We start from the raw sequence: 15,247 nt of genomic DNA on the forward strand, positions 1-15,247 counted from the left end.
CTCCATGACGAGGTCATGTTGCAAGGTCCCCCCGACGGTCACCGGCTTGCTGAAGCTCACCTCCAAGCGGAGTTGAATCGGGTGCCGGCTGCTTCGTGCCAGCAGCACAAAACCCATGGCCCCAAGCAGGAGCACGGTGACCGGCCAACGGAGATCGAGCCAACGCTTATCCATGGCTTGAGTTAAGCCTGATTGGACGATTGGCGCTCAACGTTGTCCCAATAAGTCATCCCAGCTCGGAGGGCAGCTTGGTCTGGGGCTGGCCTGTGGCCGCTGCTGATGACGGCTGGTGTCGACGCTTTTGTTTGGCTGCTTTGTCTGGCTTGCGGTTGTGTTCTCTGGCCGCAGCTTGGAATGTGTGTGTGGCATGAACTGAATCTGGAATGGGATATGAACGCACGCAGCTTTTGCTGTGACCTCAAGATAGTCCTGATGACTTGGATCAACCACTGGCTGATGGCAATCCAGCCCGTTCTCATCCTTGCGGGTGGTTAGTCCTTCAATACATCGACTGCAGTCTCAATCTCCACAAAGTTGCCATCAATGCGAATGCTTCTCCAGGTATTCGAAAACCGCTTGGTAGTGGGCTGTCGTCCAGGACTTGCGACCTTGCATCGCTTCTGCAAATTCGGTCGCCTCGATCTGCCGCTCACGCTCGCGTCTTGATCGTTCGTCCAGTTTTCGCCAGGTTGACTCTCTCATCAGATCTTGGCCGCGGCGGGTTGGATTGGATCCACCGACGATGTCCTCCGCTTCAGCAAACTCCCCTTCCTTGAGCGCAGCGGCCATGCCCAGCACCACTGCATCAGCCCTCAGCGCAACCGTTGCAGCGAAACCCTGCGCTCACACCTGGCTCACTGATCACTGGGAGCTTGCGTTTCCAAGAGCAGACTCTTCTATCTGCAACGGTTTTTTCTTGGTTGCGACGGGGCACCCCCAAGTCGTCTTGGAGCGCTGCTGGAAGGGTTGATCCAGCTGGATTAGCTCATAGGACCAGTGACAACTCAGGGCGGCCAAGAGGCTTTGGCGATCTCCAAAGATCCGGAGCATGTTGTTTGTGTCGCTCCGCCAAGGCTGGCCCCAGCTGAGGACGGTGCTGCGGCAAAGGATGCGACGGGGTGCGCCAAAAAGCACAGCCGGCGGTAGCGGCCGGCGGCCTGATTGCGTCAACCTGGGGAGACCTTGCTCGATCCCAGCCATGCACCGTCGCGCGCTGCTGCTGCTCATGGCTGGAGCGGCCACGGCCACCGTTGCTGCTGGACACAGTTGGGCCCAGGTGGCGAGTCCACCTCCCCTGAGCACCACCCGCTTTTTAGCGGTGGGCGATGTGGGCAGCGGCAACGTCCATCAGCGGGCCGTTGGGACCCAAATGGCTGCGGTGCATCGCCGGAAGCCCGTGGACTTGGTGCTGCTGGCTGGGGACAACATCTACCCCTCAGGCGACATTCGCAAGGTTCAGTCGACGTTCCTTGGTCCCTACGCCGAGTTGCTGGCGGCCAAAGTCCCCTTCCACGCGGTCCTGGGCAACCACGACATCCGCACGGCCAATGGCGATCCCCAGGTGGCCTACAAGCCCTATGGCATGAAGGGGCGCTTCTACAGCGTCCGCCGCGGCGAGGTCGAATTTTTCATGCTGGACACCAACGGCAATGCGCCCTGGACGTCCCAGTTGTCCTGGCTGCGCTCCGCCTTGGCCAAGAGCCAGGCCCCCTGGAAAGTGGTGGTGGGCCATCACCCGATCTACTCCTCCGGTCTCTACGGCAACAACCCCGGCCTACGGGGCAAGTTGAGCTCCTTGATGCAGCGCCATGGGGTGCAGCTCTACATCAATGGCCATGAACACCACTACGAGCGCAGCAAGCCGATCGACGGCATCACCTACCTGATCGTTGGAGGCGGAGGGGCCTATCTCCGCCCCGTGATCGCCAAGCCGCAATCGGCGAAGGCCGTGAGCGTTTACAGCTTTGCGGAACTGGAGGCTGGGCCCAACAGCCTGACCGTGCGGGCTTGGGATCGTGACGGAAAGCTGATCGATCAGGGCGTGGTCGCTCGCCGCTAGCGCTGCTCCAGTCGATCCAGGCTCGGGATCAAGGCGGCGGCGGCGATCAGGCCCATGCTCAAGATCAGCAGGGCTGGGATCAGGGCCGCCCCGACTCGCTCATCGCTGGCGTACTGATAGACGCGAACGGCCAGGGTGTCGAAGTCAAAGGGCCTGAGCGCAAAGGTCAGCGGCAGTTCCTTCACTGTGTCGACAAAGACCAGCAGGCTCCCCATCAGCAGCGGTCCCCGCAGCAGGGGGAGATGGATGCGCTGCAGCACGCCCCCCCAGCTCTGGCCCAGGGAGGTGGCGGCCTCATCGATGCTCGGGGGAATGCGCTCCAGGGCCGCGTCGAGGCCGCCTTTGGAGACGGCTAGGAAGCGATCGACGTAGCCCCAGACCAGCAGCAGCAGAGGGGCCAGGGCCAAGGGGCCACCGATCAGCATCAGGGCGAGGGCCAGAACGGTGCCCGGAATGGCGTAGCCCAGGCCAGCGGCAAAGCTCAGGCGCCGAATGCCGGCATTGGGAATCCAGCGCTTGGCAATGGAGAGCACCAGGCTGACGACCACCGTTAGGACAGCGGCCACCAGGGCCAGGCCAAAGGAACGGAGACCCAGCTCGAGCAGTTCCGCGCTGTCTTCGCTCTGGAGCTGGTCCCAACTCAGCAGGGCCCAAACCAAGGGCAGGCCAAGGCTCAGCAGGGGAGGGGCCAGGCAAAACAATTGACTGAGCCAGCGCTGATGCCCCTGAAGCCGCCAGCGCTGTTCGGGCTCGCCGCCGCCGCTGATGGTCCAGCAGCGGCTACGGCGCCGCAGGGTGCGCTCCGCTCCGACCAGGAGGCCCACGATCACCAGGGCCATCAGGGCCAGAGCGACAGCGGCTTGGGGATCCCCCTCTTGCTGCCAGCGCATCAGGATCCCGGAGGAGAGGGTCGGGACCCCGAGCAGTTGCACGGCTCCCAGCTCGTTCACCACCTCCATGCCCGTGAGCGCCACCCCGGCTCCAATCGAGGGCAGGGCCATGGGCAGGGCTACGCGCCAAAAGCTGCCCCAGGGGCCGACTCCGAGGCTGCGGCAGGCCTCTAGCTGCCGCTTGCCACTGACCGAGAAGCTCTCGGTCGAGAGCAGGAAGACATAGCTGTAGGTGCTCAGCACCATCACCGCCAGGGTGGGGTTGAAGCCATAGATGCGCTGGCCAAAGCGACTGCCCAGGTCGATCAAGGTGGCCGCCAGTAGATAGCTCGGCGTGGCCAGGGGCAGAAGCTGCGCCACCCGCAGCCAGCGGCGTCCGGGGAACTCACAGCGGGCCGTCAGCCAGCCCGTTCCGGTGCCCAGTGCGGCGGCCAGCGCCCCGACCAGGAGCACCAGGGCCAGGGTGTTGCGCACCTGAACCGGACCTTCATCGCCAAGGCCCCAACTCTCGATGCCGCCGCCGCTGAGGGCAAACCAGGTCAGACCCAGAACCGGGGCGAGGGCTGCTGCACAAACCAGCAGGACCCCGGCGCCCAGCAGGCTTCGCTGTGGCAGTTGTCCCCGTGCCAATGCTTTGCCTGAGGCTGCGGCGCAAAGCCTACGGGGCAGGGATGTAATGAATGTCACAGACGCGGGTGGCCAATGATCACCCCCTCTCCAGAAGGGATCGGGCCTGGGCATAGTTCCGCCAGTGCTACTTGATCCGGTCTTGGCGTTTCAGCGTCTTCGTTCCTGCATCGCACCTGAGCGCTTGGCAGCGGCTGCCCTGCTCGGCGTCACGGCTGGGGCGGCTGTTCTGACTTCCCTGGCGAAGGCCAACAGTCAGGAAATTGGCGTCTATTCGGGCCGCCACTACAACACCGACAAGGCGCTCTACAAGCAATTCACCCAGAAGACGGGGATCAAGGTCCGCTTGCTCGAGGCCAAGGATGACGCCTTGATCGAGCGCATCAAACGCGAAGGGGCCAACAGCCCAGCCGATGTTCTGGTGCTGGCCGATGCGGCGCGTCTGGACAAGGCTGCGGACGCGGGGCTGTTTCGCCCCAGTCGCTCCGCCTCGCTCAGCCGCGATGTCCCCGCGAACCTGCGGGACTCCAAGGGCCTTTGGTTTGGCCTGACGCGGCGGGTTCGCGTTGTGGTGGTGAACCCCAAGGCGGTGAACCCGGGCAGCATTCGCACCTATGCCGATCTGGCGAATCCGGCCCTGAAAGGCCAGCTGTGCCTGCGCAACCGCAAGAGCGTCTACAACCAATCGCTGGTCGCTGACCAGATGATCCTGCGCGGCGATCAACAGGCCGCGACATGGGTGAAGGGCATGACCGCCAACGTGACGCAGCCCTACTTCAGTTCCGACACCCCCCTGATTCGCGCCGTCGCCAATGGTCAGTGCGGCGTTGGTCTGGTCAACTCCTATTACGTCGCCCGGATGCTGGCTGGCGGTAACGGCTCGTCCGACCAGCAGTTGGCCAATCGGGTCAAGGTCCTCTTCCCCAATCCCGCCCACGTGAACATCACCGGTGCCGGGGTGGTCAAGACCGCGAAGAACCCTGAGGCGGCGCTGAAGCTGATCGAGTTCTTGGCGTCACCCAGTGGAGGTCGCGGTTACGCCGAAGCCAACAACGAATATCCGCTGCGGGGCTTTGGCAATAACGCGGTGCTCAAGCGCCTGGGAACCTTCAAGGCCGACGGTGTCTCGGCCCAGCAGATGGGTGCCAAGAACAAGGCGGCGGTGGCCTTGATGCAGTCCAGCGGTTGGCGCTGACGCCCTGGCGCAAGCCTGCAAGGACCCCGGCCAGCCGCCCTGCGCGGCTGGCTTTTTTGTTGCGCCGGTCCGCGCTCCATTTGCAGCTAGAAACTGCTATTGAGAATCGCTTGCAAAAGGAGGGGTTTCTTGTTTATCTTGCGACGCATTCGCAACTAGCCCGTTTTCGGGGGTCATGTCCTTCCGCTTTCTCCCTGACGCCCCTGCCAGTGCCGTGCGGATGCCGGTCGGGCAAACCGTCTTGCTCGATCCTGCTTTGCATACCGGTGGCAGCTGCATCGAGGTGCTCGAGGGCATGGCTCGCGTCTATTGCCCCTGTGAGGAGACCGAGGGGATGACCCTGGCCTTCCTCCAGCCCGGCGATCAGCTCCGCACCGATCGGCTCTGCAGTGAGGGTGTGTGCGTGGAGGCCTTGACTCCGTTGGTCTTCAGCAGCGACGCCAAGGCTGTGGGGGCTGGCGGCTTTGACCCGGTCAATGAGTGGACCCTGCAGCTGCTGCGCATTCGCCACCTGGGCACGGCTGAGCAGCGGTTGCATGCTCTCTTGAGCCTCTTGGTCCATCGCCTGGGTCGCCGCTGCGGCGATTGGTGCGATCTCCCTTTCCGCCTGACCCATGACCGGATCGGTGAGTTGATCGGTGCGACCCGGGTGACCACCACCCGGATGATCTCGAAGTTCCGTCAGGCCGAGCTGCTGGAGGCGCCATTGGGTGAGGCTGGCTTCCGCCTGGCTCCAGCCCTGGTGGATTCCGCTCCTCTGGCTGGGGGGTTCTGATCGATGCAGTGCCCTTGTGAGGCCAGCGTCTCGGTGGATGCCCTGGGCTGTCTCTGCCGGGAGGCGGAAGGGTTGCGGTCGCGTTTGGTTCGCATCGATGCAGACCAGGCACGCTGTCAAAACCCTGCTCTGTGCCGGCGCTTGCAGCGGGAATCGGAGCAGCTGTTTTTGCGCCTGGCTGAGCTCAGGCGACTGGGCCAGTGGCTGCAGTCCGCGCCCGTGGCGGTTGATCGCTTGACGCTGTCGCTGTTTCAGGAGCTCTGCAGGCGGCCCCTGCCCAGTTCTTAGGCGACGGAGGCCGGTGCGCTTTGGCCGGCGGTCAGTTCTCCGTCGATCACCAGCAGGGCGGCTGGGTCGGAATGGGAGAAGCTGATGCGATCCAGCAGATGTGCGGCTTGGTTTTCTGAGTCGATCTGGCTCTGCACGAGGGGATCGAGGAAGACGGTCGTGCGCACATCGCCGCTGCGCTCGGCCATGGCATAGAGCTGATGCAGGGAGGTGGTGACCTCGGCCTCCATCTGGAAGATGCCTTGGAAGACCTCTTCGATGCTGGTCCAGTTCTGGCGCGGTGCTGTCAGGGGTTCCAGCGTGACCGCCTGGCCCCGGGCAATCAGGTAATCCGCGAACAGGCCGGCGTGGTGCTGCTCCTCGCTGGACTCCTGTTTCAAGAAGCTGCTGAAGCCCCGCAGCCCGCGTTCGGCGAACCAGATGGCCAGGGCCCAGTAGGCCGCGCTGGCCTGGCGCTCCATGGTCAGGTGCTCCTGAAGGGCCCCGAGTAGATCGGGGGCCATTGGTTGGGCCACGGCCCGCCCGGCGGGGCCGCGGGCGATCGATTGAGTCATGGCCTGCCGTGGGGAGTTGGCCGCAAGCTACGGGCTCTGCTGGGCCGGCGCAAATCAATGCTGACAATCAACTCGCTTGCGCAAAAGAGAATCGATTGCAATAAGATGACTGCATTGCGATCCTGCCCGGTTCGACCCTGATGGCCCCATCCACTGGCCCCTCCTCGGATCTGCCTGTCCAGCCTGAGGGCAGGCTCCAGGCCTGCGCCAAAAAGAAGGGCTGCAAGCAGAAGAAGTGCTCGAAGTGGAAGGGCGGTAAGTGTCGCTGCGGCCGGGACTAGGTCCCTGGACGGATCAGGTCGGCCCGAGGGGATACGGATGCAGCGGGTGCCTGACGTTTCCAGGCCTCTGCGCCGGTCAGGACGGCTGAGGCAATCAGTAATAAGGAGAAGCCCCGCCGTAGATGGCGATCGCTGAGGTGAGGAGCCAGCCATTGGCCGGCTACCGCGCCCGCGGCTCCGCCAGCTAGCAGCGGAAGAAGAAGAGGAAGGCTGGCCTGCGGCCAGTGGCCCAGGGCAGCCAAGGCCACCAACGCATTGACGGCGATCAGCAGCAGGCTGGTGCCGCTGGCGAGGGCCATCGGTAGACCGGCCAACAGCACCAGGGCCGGAACGATGGCGAACCCTCCGCCGACGCCGGCGATGCCCGTCAGCAGACCCACCAACAGACCCTGCGGCAGCAGCAGAGCTTCGGACGCCGCGCGGCCGCCTGCCGGGGCTGGACGTAGGAGCAGCCAGGAGGCCAGGACGGCGGCGGCGGCAAAGACGCTGAGTTGAACCGCCTCAGGGATCAGTCCGGCCTTGACCCAGCTCCCGCCGATCCAGCTGCCGGCGAGGGCCGGGAGTCCCAGCAGTAGGGCGGGCCTGGGCGCGAACTGGCCGCGGCGGAGGTAGGGCCCCAGGTTGGCCAGCGCCAGGATCATCACGACGATCAAGGAGAGCGGCACGGCCTCCTTGGTCGGCAGAGCGGCGCCGCTGACCAAGAGAGGCAGCAGCAGGATGGAGCCCCCTGCCCCGAGGACGGAGAGCAGAAAGCCGATCAGGCCGCCCCCCAGTCCCAGCAGGATCAGGCTGATCACAGGGAGACCCGGTTCCAGGGCATGACGGCCAGCAGGCGGGCCATGCCACAGAAGCCGCTGACGCCGGCAAAGGTCAGGCCAGCGCCAACGAACCAGGTCAGCGCAATCCAGCCGGGGGCGACGGTGTTGCTGAGGATCAGGCCCAGCAGCACCAGTGAACCGGCGGCAATTTGCACCTGACGCATCAGGGGCAGGGGTGCGTTTTTGAGTTTGCGCACGGGGAAGCCGGCCCCCTGCCAGGTGGGGAGTCCCCCCTGCAGCTCACTGAGCGGGTGGGGGTGCCCCTGGGCCATGAGTTGCCCGAGGGCGCGGTTGCTGCGGTTGCCGCTTTGGCAGACCAGCACCAGGGGGCCCTGGGGAAGATCCGCCTGCAGCAGGCGGTTGAGCGGCACGTTCAGGCTGCCGGCGATGTGACCGCTGGCGAACTCCATCGGTTCACGCACATCAATCACGCTGATGCGCTTGGCGGCGAGTTGATCGGCCAGGTCGTGGGCGCTGATCGGTTGGGTGTGGGTCATGGGAGTGGGTGGGGTGATTAGTGGTGGATGGAGCCCACGAGTGGGTAGCCCTCATCGCTCCAGCGCAGGAGCCCGCCGCGCAGATTCGCGACGCGATCGAAGCCGGCCTTCAGGAGCTGTTGGGTGGCCAAGGCCGATCGGCTCCCCGCATGGCAGACCACAACGAGGGGACGGTCGCTGGGTAGCTCTGCTTGGCGCTGCTCCAGGTCCTGCAGAGGAATGTGCAGGCTGGTTTCGATCCGGCCATCGGGGCCCTCGACTTCGTCCTCCGAGCGGACATCCAGCACGGTCACCGCGTTGCGATGTTCCGCCAGCCAGCTGGGGGGCAGCTCGGGGAGCCCTGCGAAGCTGCGCTGAACCGGTGCCCAGTGCTGAGCGGGTTGCTCGTCGCGGGGCTGACCCGAGCGCATGTTCCCGGGAAGGGCGATGGCGATCTTGCCCGGGTGGGGCAGCTTCATGTTGGTCATGTGACCCACGAAGTCCCGTTCATCGGCACCACCGCCGAGGCGCGCGTTGAAGGCTTTCTCCTCGGCCACTGAGGTGAGGGTTCGGCCGGTGTAGTCGTGGCCTGGGTAGAGCAGGCAGCTGTTGGGCAGGCTGAAGATCTGCTCGGTGATGGAGCGCCAGAGGGTGTGGGGGTCACCCTGCTGGAAGTCGCAGCGCCCGCAGCCGCGAACCAAGAGGGCGTCGCCGGTGAAGGCGGCGGATTGGTCGTCCAGGACGTAGGTGACACACCCATCGGTATGCCCCGGGGTGCTGCGCACCTGCAGGTGGCGGCTGCCAAAGGCCACGTGGTCCCCGTGCTCGAGGGGCAGGGTGACGTTTTGGGCGCGGGCGGACTGGGCGAGGCCAATGGCGCAGCCGGTGGCTTGCTGCATCAGCCAGCTGCCGGTGACGTGATCCGCGTGGGCGTGGGTATCGAGGCTGGCGACCAGCTGGATTCCCAGCTCGCGAATGAAGGAGAGATCTCGGTCGTGTTGTTCAAACACCGGATCGATGATCACGCCCTCGCCGGAGGTGACATCGGCCAGCAGATAGGTGTAGGTCCCCGTTGTCGCGTCGAAGAGTTGGCGATGCAGCAGGGGTTGCCCACCGGCTGCATCAGAGAGCGCGACCGGGGAGGGCGCGATGGAGGCCATGGACTCCGCTTCAGGCTTGTATGACTATACACGCATAAAGCCTTTGTGATCACGCGCCCCGTTTTTGGCCAAAGGCCTGAACCACGGCGCTCTGCCCCTGGTGGAGCGGGCCTTCCTCGATCCAGCGTTCGGTTTCCTGGAGCTCGAGCCAGGTCAGTCCTTGGAGTTCCGCTTCCAGCTGCGACGCTGTGATCAGCAGCTCCGGGTTGGGCGGCCCGCCGGTTCCTCGGTTGAGTTGCGCCGGGTTGTAGGCCTCAAGGATCAGGTGCCCTCCAGGTTTGAGCGCTGCAACGGCGCGCCGGTGCACCAGGGCCCGGAGTTCGGGTTCGAGGTGCATCCAGATGGCGACGATCAGGTCGACGCTCTCGGGCTCGGGGCTGAAGTCGCGCAGGTCCCCGCAGCGGCAGTGCAGCGTCACTCCCTGGGTCTCGGCGAGCTGTTGGGCCATTTCCAGGCCGACGGGGCTGAGGTCTTGGGCGGTGACGCGGTGCCCCTGTTTGGCCAGGTGGACGGCGTTTCGCCCTCCCCCTTCCGCCAGGCAGAGGGCGTCTCCAGGGGAGAGGGAGGCCGCCTTGGCTCTCAGGAAGTCGTTGGGCTCGGTGCCGTAGGCGTAGTGGCTCTCGCGGAAGCGCTGATCCCAGAACTCCTGATTCATTGGCGAGGCCAGGCATAATGCGTTTATCGTCATACAGCATTGCAATGGGCGCCGCAGGTGCAATGCCCTCCCAGGAGTTGCTGGAGGAGTACAGCCAGTTCTTTCGGCTGCTGAGTGAGCCGGCGCGGCTTCAGCTGCTCTGCCATCTCAAGCAGGGGCCCATTGATGTCGCGGCCTTGATTGAGGCCACCGGTTTTTCCCAGTCCCACATCAGCCGGCAGCTCGGTCAGTTGCAGCGCGCGGGTCTGGTCCGCTGTGAGCGTGAGGGGACTCGAACGATCTGGCAGGCGGAGGGCGATTTGGTCGATGACCTGTGCGCCTTGGTTCAAAACCGTCTCAAGCAACGACTTCAGGCCCAGCTGGATCAGCTCCAGTCGGCCTGAGAGTTGCGTTTTCTGTTCTCAATGCTTAAGCGCCCCTTGATTTCTGTTTGATCAGCGGTAATCGGCGTAGGTTGGTTTTCTTCGGTTAAAGGGGCGATGCAGGTCACGCACCGGTCTGAGGACAACGTCCAGATCACGATGAGCCGCGAAGAAGTGGCGATGCTTGTCGATCTCTGCCACGCGGCAGCCTTCTCAGACTTGCTGCCGCAGCGGCGTGAGTCCCAGGTTCGGGTTCAGCGTTTCGTCTGGGATGTGCAGAACACCCTGTTTGATGCCGCCCAGTCGGTCTGGCAGGCCAAGCGTCACCTGACCATGCCGGTGAGCTCCGCGCGCCGCCGCTCGTCCGTCGCGGCCTAAGCCCTAGAGCTGCTTCATCAGTTGTGTGGCCAGGTCTTCGGCACTCAATAGAGCGCCCTCGATCCGGCCAAAGCCGTCCCCAGCGAGGCTGTCCCCGCAGAAGCCGATGGCACTTTCCGGGCAGCAGCTGTGGCCGGGGTCCAGTCCTGGAGCCAGCGGGAAGGCGGCTCCCCAACGCATCAGTTGCCTTGGTGCGTCACCCAGGGTTTGTCCGCTGAGATCCGTCAGGGCCTGGGTCAGGGCATCCAGCACCCGCTTCTCATCCGAGGGATCCGGCTTGGCGCCGAGCAGTTGAGCGGCCGATGAGCGCGATCCGTAGACATGGAGATGGGCCGCGGCGAAGGCGGGACTGGATTCAGCGACCACGGCACAGCGCCCGCCGGCCAGGGGTTGGATGCTGATGCGTCGCAGTCCCCAACGCTCCTGGGCCGAGGGGGTGCATTGCAGAACTTGCCAGGGCAGTGCCAACCAGGCGCTGGCCTGCTCCGGCGGAAGGGTTAGCAACAGATTGCAGCTGGCCTGGCCCTCGATCGAAGCCAGCTGGGCCTGCGCAGCGTTGAGCTGGGGATCAGCCAGGCTTTCGGCTGCTTGCTCTAGCGGAATACCGTCCCAGCCAAAGACCTGCTGACAGCGGGGATGGGCCAGCAGTGTTCCGCTGAGGACCAGCCAGCGGGCCTCGACCAAGGCTTCCCCGCTGCTGTTTTCCAAAGTCCAGCGCAGACCGGTTTTGGAGCGTTCGGGCCTCAGGTGGCGCACAAGGGTTCCAAAGCGCCTGCTCAGGACTCCTCCCTCTGCCTCGGCCAGCTCCAGCAGTCCAGCGGCGAGGGCATCCATTCCTCCGCGGCCCTGCCAGAGCTGCCCGTCGCTGAAGCCATCGTCAATGGCAGGGCCCAGTGACCGTTGCCCATCGAGGCTCTGAATGGATCCGCGGAAGGGGCTGATGACCTCCCGTTGCTCGAGTGCCTGAAGCAGCTCTGGCGGCGTCTGGGCTCGGATGTTGAAGAGCGGGGCCCCATGGTTGATCCGTAGGTCCGGGTCTTGGCGCGAGTAGCGGGTGGCCGCTCGGCCCCCGGGACCGCGCCCGATTTCCAGGAGTTCGATGGATCCGCGCCAGCCGCGCCGGCGCAGCGAGGCCGCCAGCGCACAGCCCGAGACTCCTGCGCCGACGATGGCGAGATCAGTGCGCGGGAGCGAGGAGGGCAACGGAATCGACCAGAGCCTGACCATGCTGGGTCTTTGCTTGGGCTGTCGTGGCGGAAGGGATTGATCAATCCATCACGGCCGAGGCGTTGCTTGCCCTCGAGGGGCGAGCCCGATCGGAGGGAACGGGCCTTCAGGCCGCTGATCTGGTCGGTTGCTGGCAGTTGGAGCAGGTCTGGCCGAAGGGGCGACTCCAGGCGTCCCAGTTCTCAGGGGTGCTGTTGCGGGGACTGGCGGCTCAGCTGGAGATCCGTGAGGAGGCCGGCGCGTTGCAGCTGCGCAACAGCGTGCGGCTGGGCGCCGTTGAACTGTTTTTTGAAGGTCCTGGAGCCCTCAAGGGGCGCCGTCCTCTGCTGCAGTTCCAATTTCTGCGGATGGGTTTGAGGGTCGCTGGGCGGCAGTGGTGGGAGCGTGCCTTGCCGGCTCCGGCTCCCCAGCGGACGCCGTTCTTTGCCTTGATTGGCCGCGATGCCTCCGGTTGGCTAGCGGCCCGAGGGCGTGGGGGTGGCCTGGCCCAGTGGCGGCTTCCTGGTCAACATGGGCTGAGTTGAACGGTCCTTGGCTCGATGGGGTGCCCCCGCTGCGGCAGTTGGTCGGTGAAATCCGACCGAAGCTTGGGAGGCCGGATGGTCTGCGGGAGGTGTGGCACGCCCCTCGATGGCGTCGCCCAGCGGGGACGGGGGCCAATGCCCAGGCTCTCGGGCATGTCCCGTCAACCCTGGCGCGTTGGCTTGATCGCCCTGGTTGCCTTGGCGGCGTTCTTCGCCGCCTGGAATCCCCGCGCTCCGATCCAGCAGCAACGCACTCCGGCTTCCCAGGGGTTCCTCTGACCGGGCAGGGTGGAGGCGCTGTCGCTTCTGCGTCTCATGGCTGATGCCCCCTATTTGATCGTTCTGGCTTTGCTGGAGCAGGGCGGGCAGAGAGCGATGCCTCTGCAGGGCAAGTCGCTGCGCGAGGCCCTGCCCGCTGGGGCTGATCCCGGCGAGGTCGGACGTGAGCAGGCGCTGGATCTCTTGGTTCGGGTCTGGCAGCGCAGTGACCAGGGCGAGTTGCGTCGCGCCGCGGGAGAACAGAGTTTGCTGTTGGTCACGGTTCCGATTGAGTCCCTGCAGGATCAGCTCCCGGCGTTGAAGGCTCAATGGCTCAACGACGGAGACACGGCGGCCCTGCTCGCCGCACTGCAGGATCTCGGCAGTGGTCTTTGGTCGCTGACCATGGAGCACCGTCAGCCTTTGGCCTACCAGGCGCTGGCGTAGTCGCTCAGTTGTATTCGCCGGGCATGTCGTTCTTATGGACCGTGACCCGATCGAATTTCTTGCCGGAGACCCGCAGCAGTTCATCCCCGGAGAACTCAAAGCCGAGCTTTAGGCCGATCTGCGCCACGTCATCGGCGGTGGCGGCGGCCAGCACCTGCTGCTTCAGGGCCTCATCGGCCTGAAGGCGAGCCAGGAAGGCCTTGAGTTGATCGAGCGACATGGCAGCGCCGTCGGGCGCAACAGTCTCCCAGAGGCTCAGAGCCAGTGATGCGGATAGTGCTCCGCACCGGGCTGCAGCCGGCTATAGGCCACGGCGATCAGCATCATCACCAGCGAACCGCTGAGCACGGGCATCCAGATGAATCCAGGCTGGGCCTTGAGCAGGACCCCCAGCAGCGCCACCGCCCCGGCCGGTGGATGCAGGCAACGCAGCACCTGCCCCAGGGCGATGGTCACGGCCACGGCCAGGCCCATCACCCAGGGGGCATCGCCGAAGGCCATGACGCAGGCGACGCTGACGATGGCGGCCACGGTGTTCCCCAGGACCACATTCCGTGGTTGCGCCAGGGGGCTGGACGGGTGGCCAAAGAGCAGAACGGTCGAGGCTCCGAAGGGTGCCACGACCAGGGGGTAGTGGCTCCAGAGACTGATCAGGCCCAGGGCCGTAATGGCCAGCAGAGCACCCAGCCAAGCTCCGATCACCTGCCGCTGTTGGAAGCGCGGTTGGTAGTCCCTGCCCCGTTGGCGCTCCGACTGGATCCTGTCCCAGACCATCGGTCTTTCAGCTCAGATAGGGATCCAAGAAGGACAGCGGGCGACTCATTGTTGCGGAGAAGCCCAGCATTCCTTGGTCCCGATGCTCATAGAGCAGGGAGTCGTCGCTCTCCAAGAGGAAGGTGGCTCCGCGTTGGGTGATGAAGTCATCACGGGGGACATAGGTCCGCCAATTCCCCAGCACCTCGGTCATGTTGCGCAGGCGCACGGTGGCGAGCTCAAAGGGCCGCTGGAATCCCTCGCCGCCCGCCAGGCGAAAGAGGGGACTCTCGAAGCGCTGCGGCGCGGAGCGATCTCCGGTGTAGCCGCGCAGGACCTCGCTCAAGGTTCCCGGTGAGCCGATGCCGGCACACATCAACAGCAGCCCCGGCCAAGGTCCGCCGGGCGTCTGCAGGCCGGAGTAGAGCTCAAGCGCGCGGTGCAACCTCGGTTCGCTCTCCACCCTGAGGTTGCCCCGGGGAAAGCCGGTGAACTGGCAGAACCGCTCGGCTCCGGCCTCGTCACCAATGCCGATCGCCAGGGTCTTGATTCCGGCCTGCTCCAGCCTGGGCAAAACGGGGGCAAGTGCCTGGGCGTATTCCAGCGAATCGAAATCCCCGAGCTGGCTCATCAGGATCACCAGCCGTCTGGACCCTGGCTCCATCCCTGGGATAGAGCGGAGGGCGTCCAGCAGAAGGTCGGGCGTCGTCATGGGTCTGAGGTCATCGGCGTTGAGGACGGCTCTGGTCTCAACGTCTCCTCAGCCTCGCTGAACGGGTGGGGTGGGGCGAGATGCACCTCGCCCCGTTTGAGGCGCGTCTGACGAAGAGAGCAACCTCAATCCATTGATGCCATCGCCCCGAGATGTTGTCCACGGAGGGTTGGCGACTGCAGAAAAGCCAAAAAAAACTCCGCTGGTCAATCGACCGGCGGAGGTGCGTCTCTTCGTCAAAAGCGCAGGTCTTTCCTAGGAAGTCGACCAGCCCTGGCGCCATAGGCATTTGTTCCTGGTCGTATCCAGCACAATGGCGAGAGGGGAGGCCTGCCCATGCGCCGTCATCGTTGGCTCTTGTTGATCGCAGCCCTGGCTTGCATCGGCAGCTTGCTGCTCTGGATTGCTGAGATCGATGTGGGGATTGAAGAGTCCCTCCCTACCCCGGCTCCTGTTGCTGCTCCCTCCAATCCATGACGGCTCTGTTCTCCCACTTCCTGCTGGTCTTCACCCTGGGGCTCTTTCATCTGGTGGGTCCTGTGCCGGAGGACCTGGGTGTGCAGAACGGCGCCCTCTCCCCCTGCCCCAGTCCGGCCCATTGCGCCCGCGTGGATTGGGCCGTGGCCAATCCCGAGGCGGCCCTTCAATCTCTACTCCCGGTGATCCGGGCCACCCCGCGCACCGAGATCGTCGAAGAGGGGAACGGCTACCTGCACGCGACGGCCACGAGTGCCCTGTTTGGCTTCGTCGACGATCTCGAGCTCTACGCCGATCCCAATGCTGGGGTGCTTCAGGCCCGCTCGGTCTC

At 64.9% G+C, this 15,247-nt stretch carries 22 protein-coding genes; 11 read left to right on the forward strand and 11 right to left on the reverse strand.

Annotated elements, in window-relative coordinates; genetic code table 11:
* Positions 1-540 precede the first annotated feature (540 nt).
* Positions 541-789 (reverse strand): hypothetical protein, encoded by a 249-nt coding sequence (locus tag QZ184_RS05855; protein WP_156797844.1) that lies wholly within the window; start codon positions 787-789, stop codon positions 541-543.
* A 409-nt stretch (positions 790-1,198) separates the two neighbouring features.
* Here QZ184_RS05855 and QZ184_RS05860 point away from each other — a divergent pair, with 409 nt between their 5' ends.
* Positions 1,199-2,059, forward strand: coding sequence for a metallophosphoesterase (locus QZ184_RS05860; RefSeq protein WP_247477532.1), 861 nt, complete (start codon positions 1,199-1,201; stop codon positions 2,057-2,059).
* Here the strand turns inward: QZ184_RS05860 and QZ184_RS05865 are convergent.
* On the reverse strand, positions 2,056-3,579 hold the full coding sequence (locus QZ184_RS05865; RefSeq protein ID WP_296416615.1) for an iron ABC transporter permease: 1,524 nt from the start codon (positions 3,577-3,579) through the stop codon (positions 2,056-2,058). The genes QZ184_RS05860 and QZ184_RS05865 overlap by 4 nt on opposite strands.
* Before the next feature lie 181 nt (positions 3,580-3,760).
* On the opposite strand from QZ184_RS05865, the gene QZ184_RS05870 reads away from it, so the two are divergent.
* The 3 genes from QZ184_RS05870 to QZ184_RS05880 all read left to right on the forward strand — a co-directional run bounded on the left by QZ184_RS05870 (position 3,761) and on the right by QZ184_RS05880 (position 5,834).
* Positions 3,761-4,771 (forward strand): extracellular solute-binding protein, encoded by a 1,011-nt coding sequence (locus QZ184_RS05870; protein ID WP_296418564.1) that lies wholly within the window; start codon positions 3,761-3,763, stop codon positions 4,769-4,771.
* 175 nt (positions 4,772-4,946) lie between these two features.
* Entirely contained in the window at positions 4,947-5,546 is a 600-nt protein-coding gene (locus QZ184_RS05875; RefSeq protein WP_010315953.1) for a helix-turn-helix domain-containing protein, read from the forward strand.
* 3 nt (positions 5,547-5,549) lie between these two features.
* Entirely contained in the window at positions 5,550-5,834 is a 285-nt protein-coding gene (locus tag QZ184_RS05880; protein WP_010315955.1) for a hypothetical protein, read from the forward strand.
* Here QZ184_RS05880 and QZ184_RS05885 read toward each other — a convergent pair.
* The 5 genes from QZ184_RS05885 to QZ184_RS05905 form a co-directional block, all read right to left on the reverse strand.
* Entirely contained in the window at positions 5,831-6,388 is a 558-nt protein-coding gene (locus QZ184_RS05885) for a ferritin (protein ID WP_296416618.1), read from the reverse strand. The two genes, QZ184_RS05880 and QZ184_RS05885, sit on opposite strands and share 4 nt — an antisense overlap.
* Positions 6,389-6,665: 277 nt before the next feature.
* Positions 6,666-7,466, reverse strand: coding sequence for a sulfite exporter TauE/SafE family protein (locus QZ184_RS05890; RefSeq protein ID WP_010315959.1), 801 nt, complete (start codon positions 7,464-7,466; stop codon positions 6,666-6,668).
* Positions 7,463-7,984, reverse strand: a complete 522-nt coding sequence (locus QZ184_RS05895) for a rhodanese-like domain-containing protein (protein WP_247477550.1) — start codon at positions 7,982-7,984, stop codon at positions 7,463-7,465. The genes QZ184_RS05890 and QZ184_RS05895 overlap by 4 nt, the downstream gene beginning before the upstream one ends.
* 17 nt (positions 7,985-8,001) lie before the next feature.
* Complete coding sequence (locus QZ184_RS05900) at positions 8,002-9,123, reverse strand: MBL fold metallo-hydrolase (RefSeq protein WP_296416620.1); 1,122 nt, start codon at positions 9,121-9,123, stop codon at positions 8,002-8,004.
* Between the two features lie 49 nt (positions 9,124-9,172).
* Positions 9,173-9,778, reverse strand: a complete 606-nt coding sequence (locus QZ184_RS05905; protein ID WP_296418568.1) for a class I SAM-dependent methyltransferase — start codon at positions 9,776-9,778, stop codon at positions 9,173-9,175.
* A gap of 62 nt (positions 9,779-9,840) precedes the next feature.
* Here QZ184_RS05905 and QZ184_RS05910 point away from each other — a divergent pair, with 62 nt between their 5' ends.
* Positions 9,841-10,161, forward strand: coding sequence for a metalloregulator ArsR/SmtB family transcription factor (locus tag QZ184_RS05910; protein ID WP_247479920.1), 321 nt, complete (start codon positions 9,841-9,843; stop codon positions 10,159-10,161).
* A gap of 96 nt (positions 10,162-10,257) precedes the next feature.
* Positions 10,258-10,518, forward strand: a complete 261-nt coding sequence (locus QZ184_RS05915; RefSeq protein ID WP_010315968.1) for a hypothetical protein — start codon at positions 10,258-10,260, stop codon at positions 10,516-10,518.
* Positions 10,519-10,521: 3 nt separating this feature from the next.
* Here QZ184_RS05915 and QZ184_RS05920 read toward each other — a convergent pair whose 3' ends face one another.
* Positions 10,522-11,721: an NAD(P)-binding protein gene (locus QZ184_RS05920; protein ID WP_296418572.1), complete on the reverse strand. Its 1,200-nt coding sequence runs from the start codon at positions 11,719-11,721 to the stop codon at positions 10,522-10,524.
* Positions 11,722-11,768: 47 nt separating this feature from the next.
* Between QZ184_RS05920 and QZ184_RS05925 the strand changes: the two genes are divergently transcribed.
* The 3 genes from QZ184_RS05925 (at position 11,769) to QZ184_RS05935 (ending at position 12,974) form a co-directional block, all read left to right on the forward strand.
* Positions 11,769-12,269, forward strand: coding sequence for a hypothetical protein (locus QZ184_RS05925; protein WP_296416623.1), 501 nt, complete (start codon positions 11,769-11,771; stop codon positions 12,267-12,269).
* 153 nt (positions 12,270-12,422) lie between these two features.
* Positions 12,423-12,548, forward strand: coding sequence for a hypothetical protein (locus tag QZ184_RS05930; RefSeq protein WP_256463392.1), 126 nt, complete (start codon positions 12,423-12,425; stop codon positions 12,546-12,548).
* Positions 12,549-12,584: 36 nt separating this feature from the next.
* Complete coding sequence (locus QZ184_RS05935) at positions 12,585-12,974, forward strand: hypothetical protein (protein WP_296416624.1); 390 nt, start codon at positions 12,585-12,587, stop codon at positions 12,972-12,974.
* 4 nt (positions 12,975-12,978) lie between these two features.
* Here QZ184_RS05935 and QZ184_RS05940 read toward each other — a convergent pair whose 3' ends face one another.
* From QZ184_RS05940 to QZ184_RS05950, 3 genes are read right to left on the reverse strand one after another with little or no spacing between them, the layout of a single operon-like run.
* The gene (locus tag QZ184_RS05940) at positions 12,979-13,194 is read right to left on the reverse strand and encodes a Nif11-like leader peptide family natural product precursor (protein WP_247477560.1); all 216 of its coding nucleotides are present in this window, start codon (positions 13,192-13,194) and stop codon (positions 12,979-12,981) included.
* Positions 13,195-13,229: 35 nt separating this feature from the next.
* Complete coding sequence (locus tag QZ184_RS05945) at positions 13,230-13,748, reverse strand: HPP family protein (protein ID WP_010315995.1); 519 nt, start codon at positions 13,746-13,748, stop codon at positions 13,230-13,232.
* 7 nt (positions 13,749-13,755) lie between these two features.
* Complete coding sequence (locus QZ184_RS05950; RefSeq protein WP_029626205.1) at positions 13,756-14,439, reverse strand: peroxiredoxin-like family protein; 684 nt, start codon at positions 14,437-14,439, stop codon at positions 13,756-13,758.
* Between the two features lie 336 nt (positions 14,440-14,775).
* On the opposite strand from QZ184_RS05950, the gene QZ184_RS05955 reads away from it, so the two are divergent.
* Positions 14,776-14,916, forward strand: a complete 141-nt coding sequence (locus tag QZ184_RS05955; RefSeq protein ID WP_010315999.1) for a hypothetical protein — start codon at positions 14,776-14,778, stop codon at positions 14,914-14,916.
* On the forward strand, positions 14,913-15,247 hold a 335-nt coding region (locus QZ184_RS05960), incomplete at its 3' end, for a DUF1499 domain-containing protein (protein WP_296418574.1). The genes QZ184_RS05955 and QZ184_RS05960, both read left to right, overlap by 4 nt.

The sequence above is a fragment of the Vulcanococcus sp. DEBay_Sum22DG08_74 genome (assembly GCF_017852955.1).
In the GTDB taxonomy this organism is placed as follows: Bacteria; Cyanobacteriota; Cyanobacteriia; order PCC-6307; family Cyanobiaceae; genus Vulcanococcus.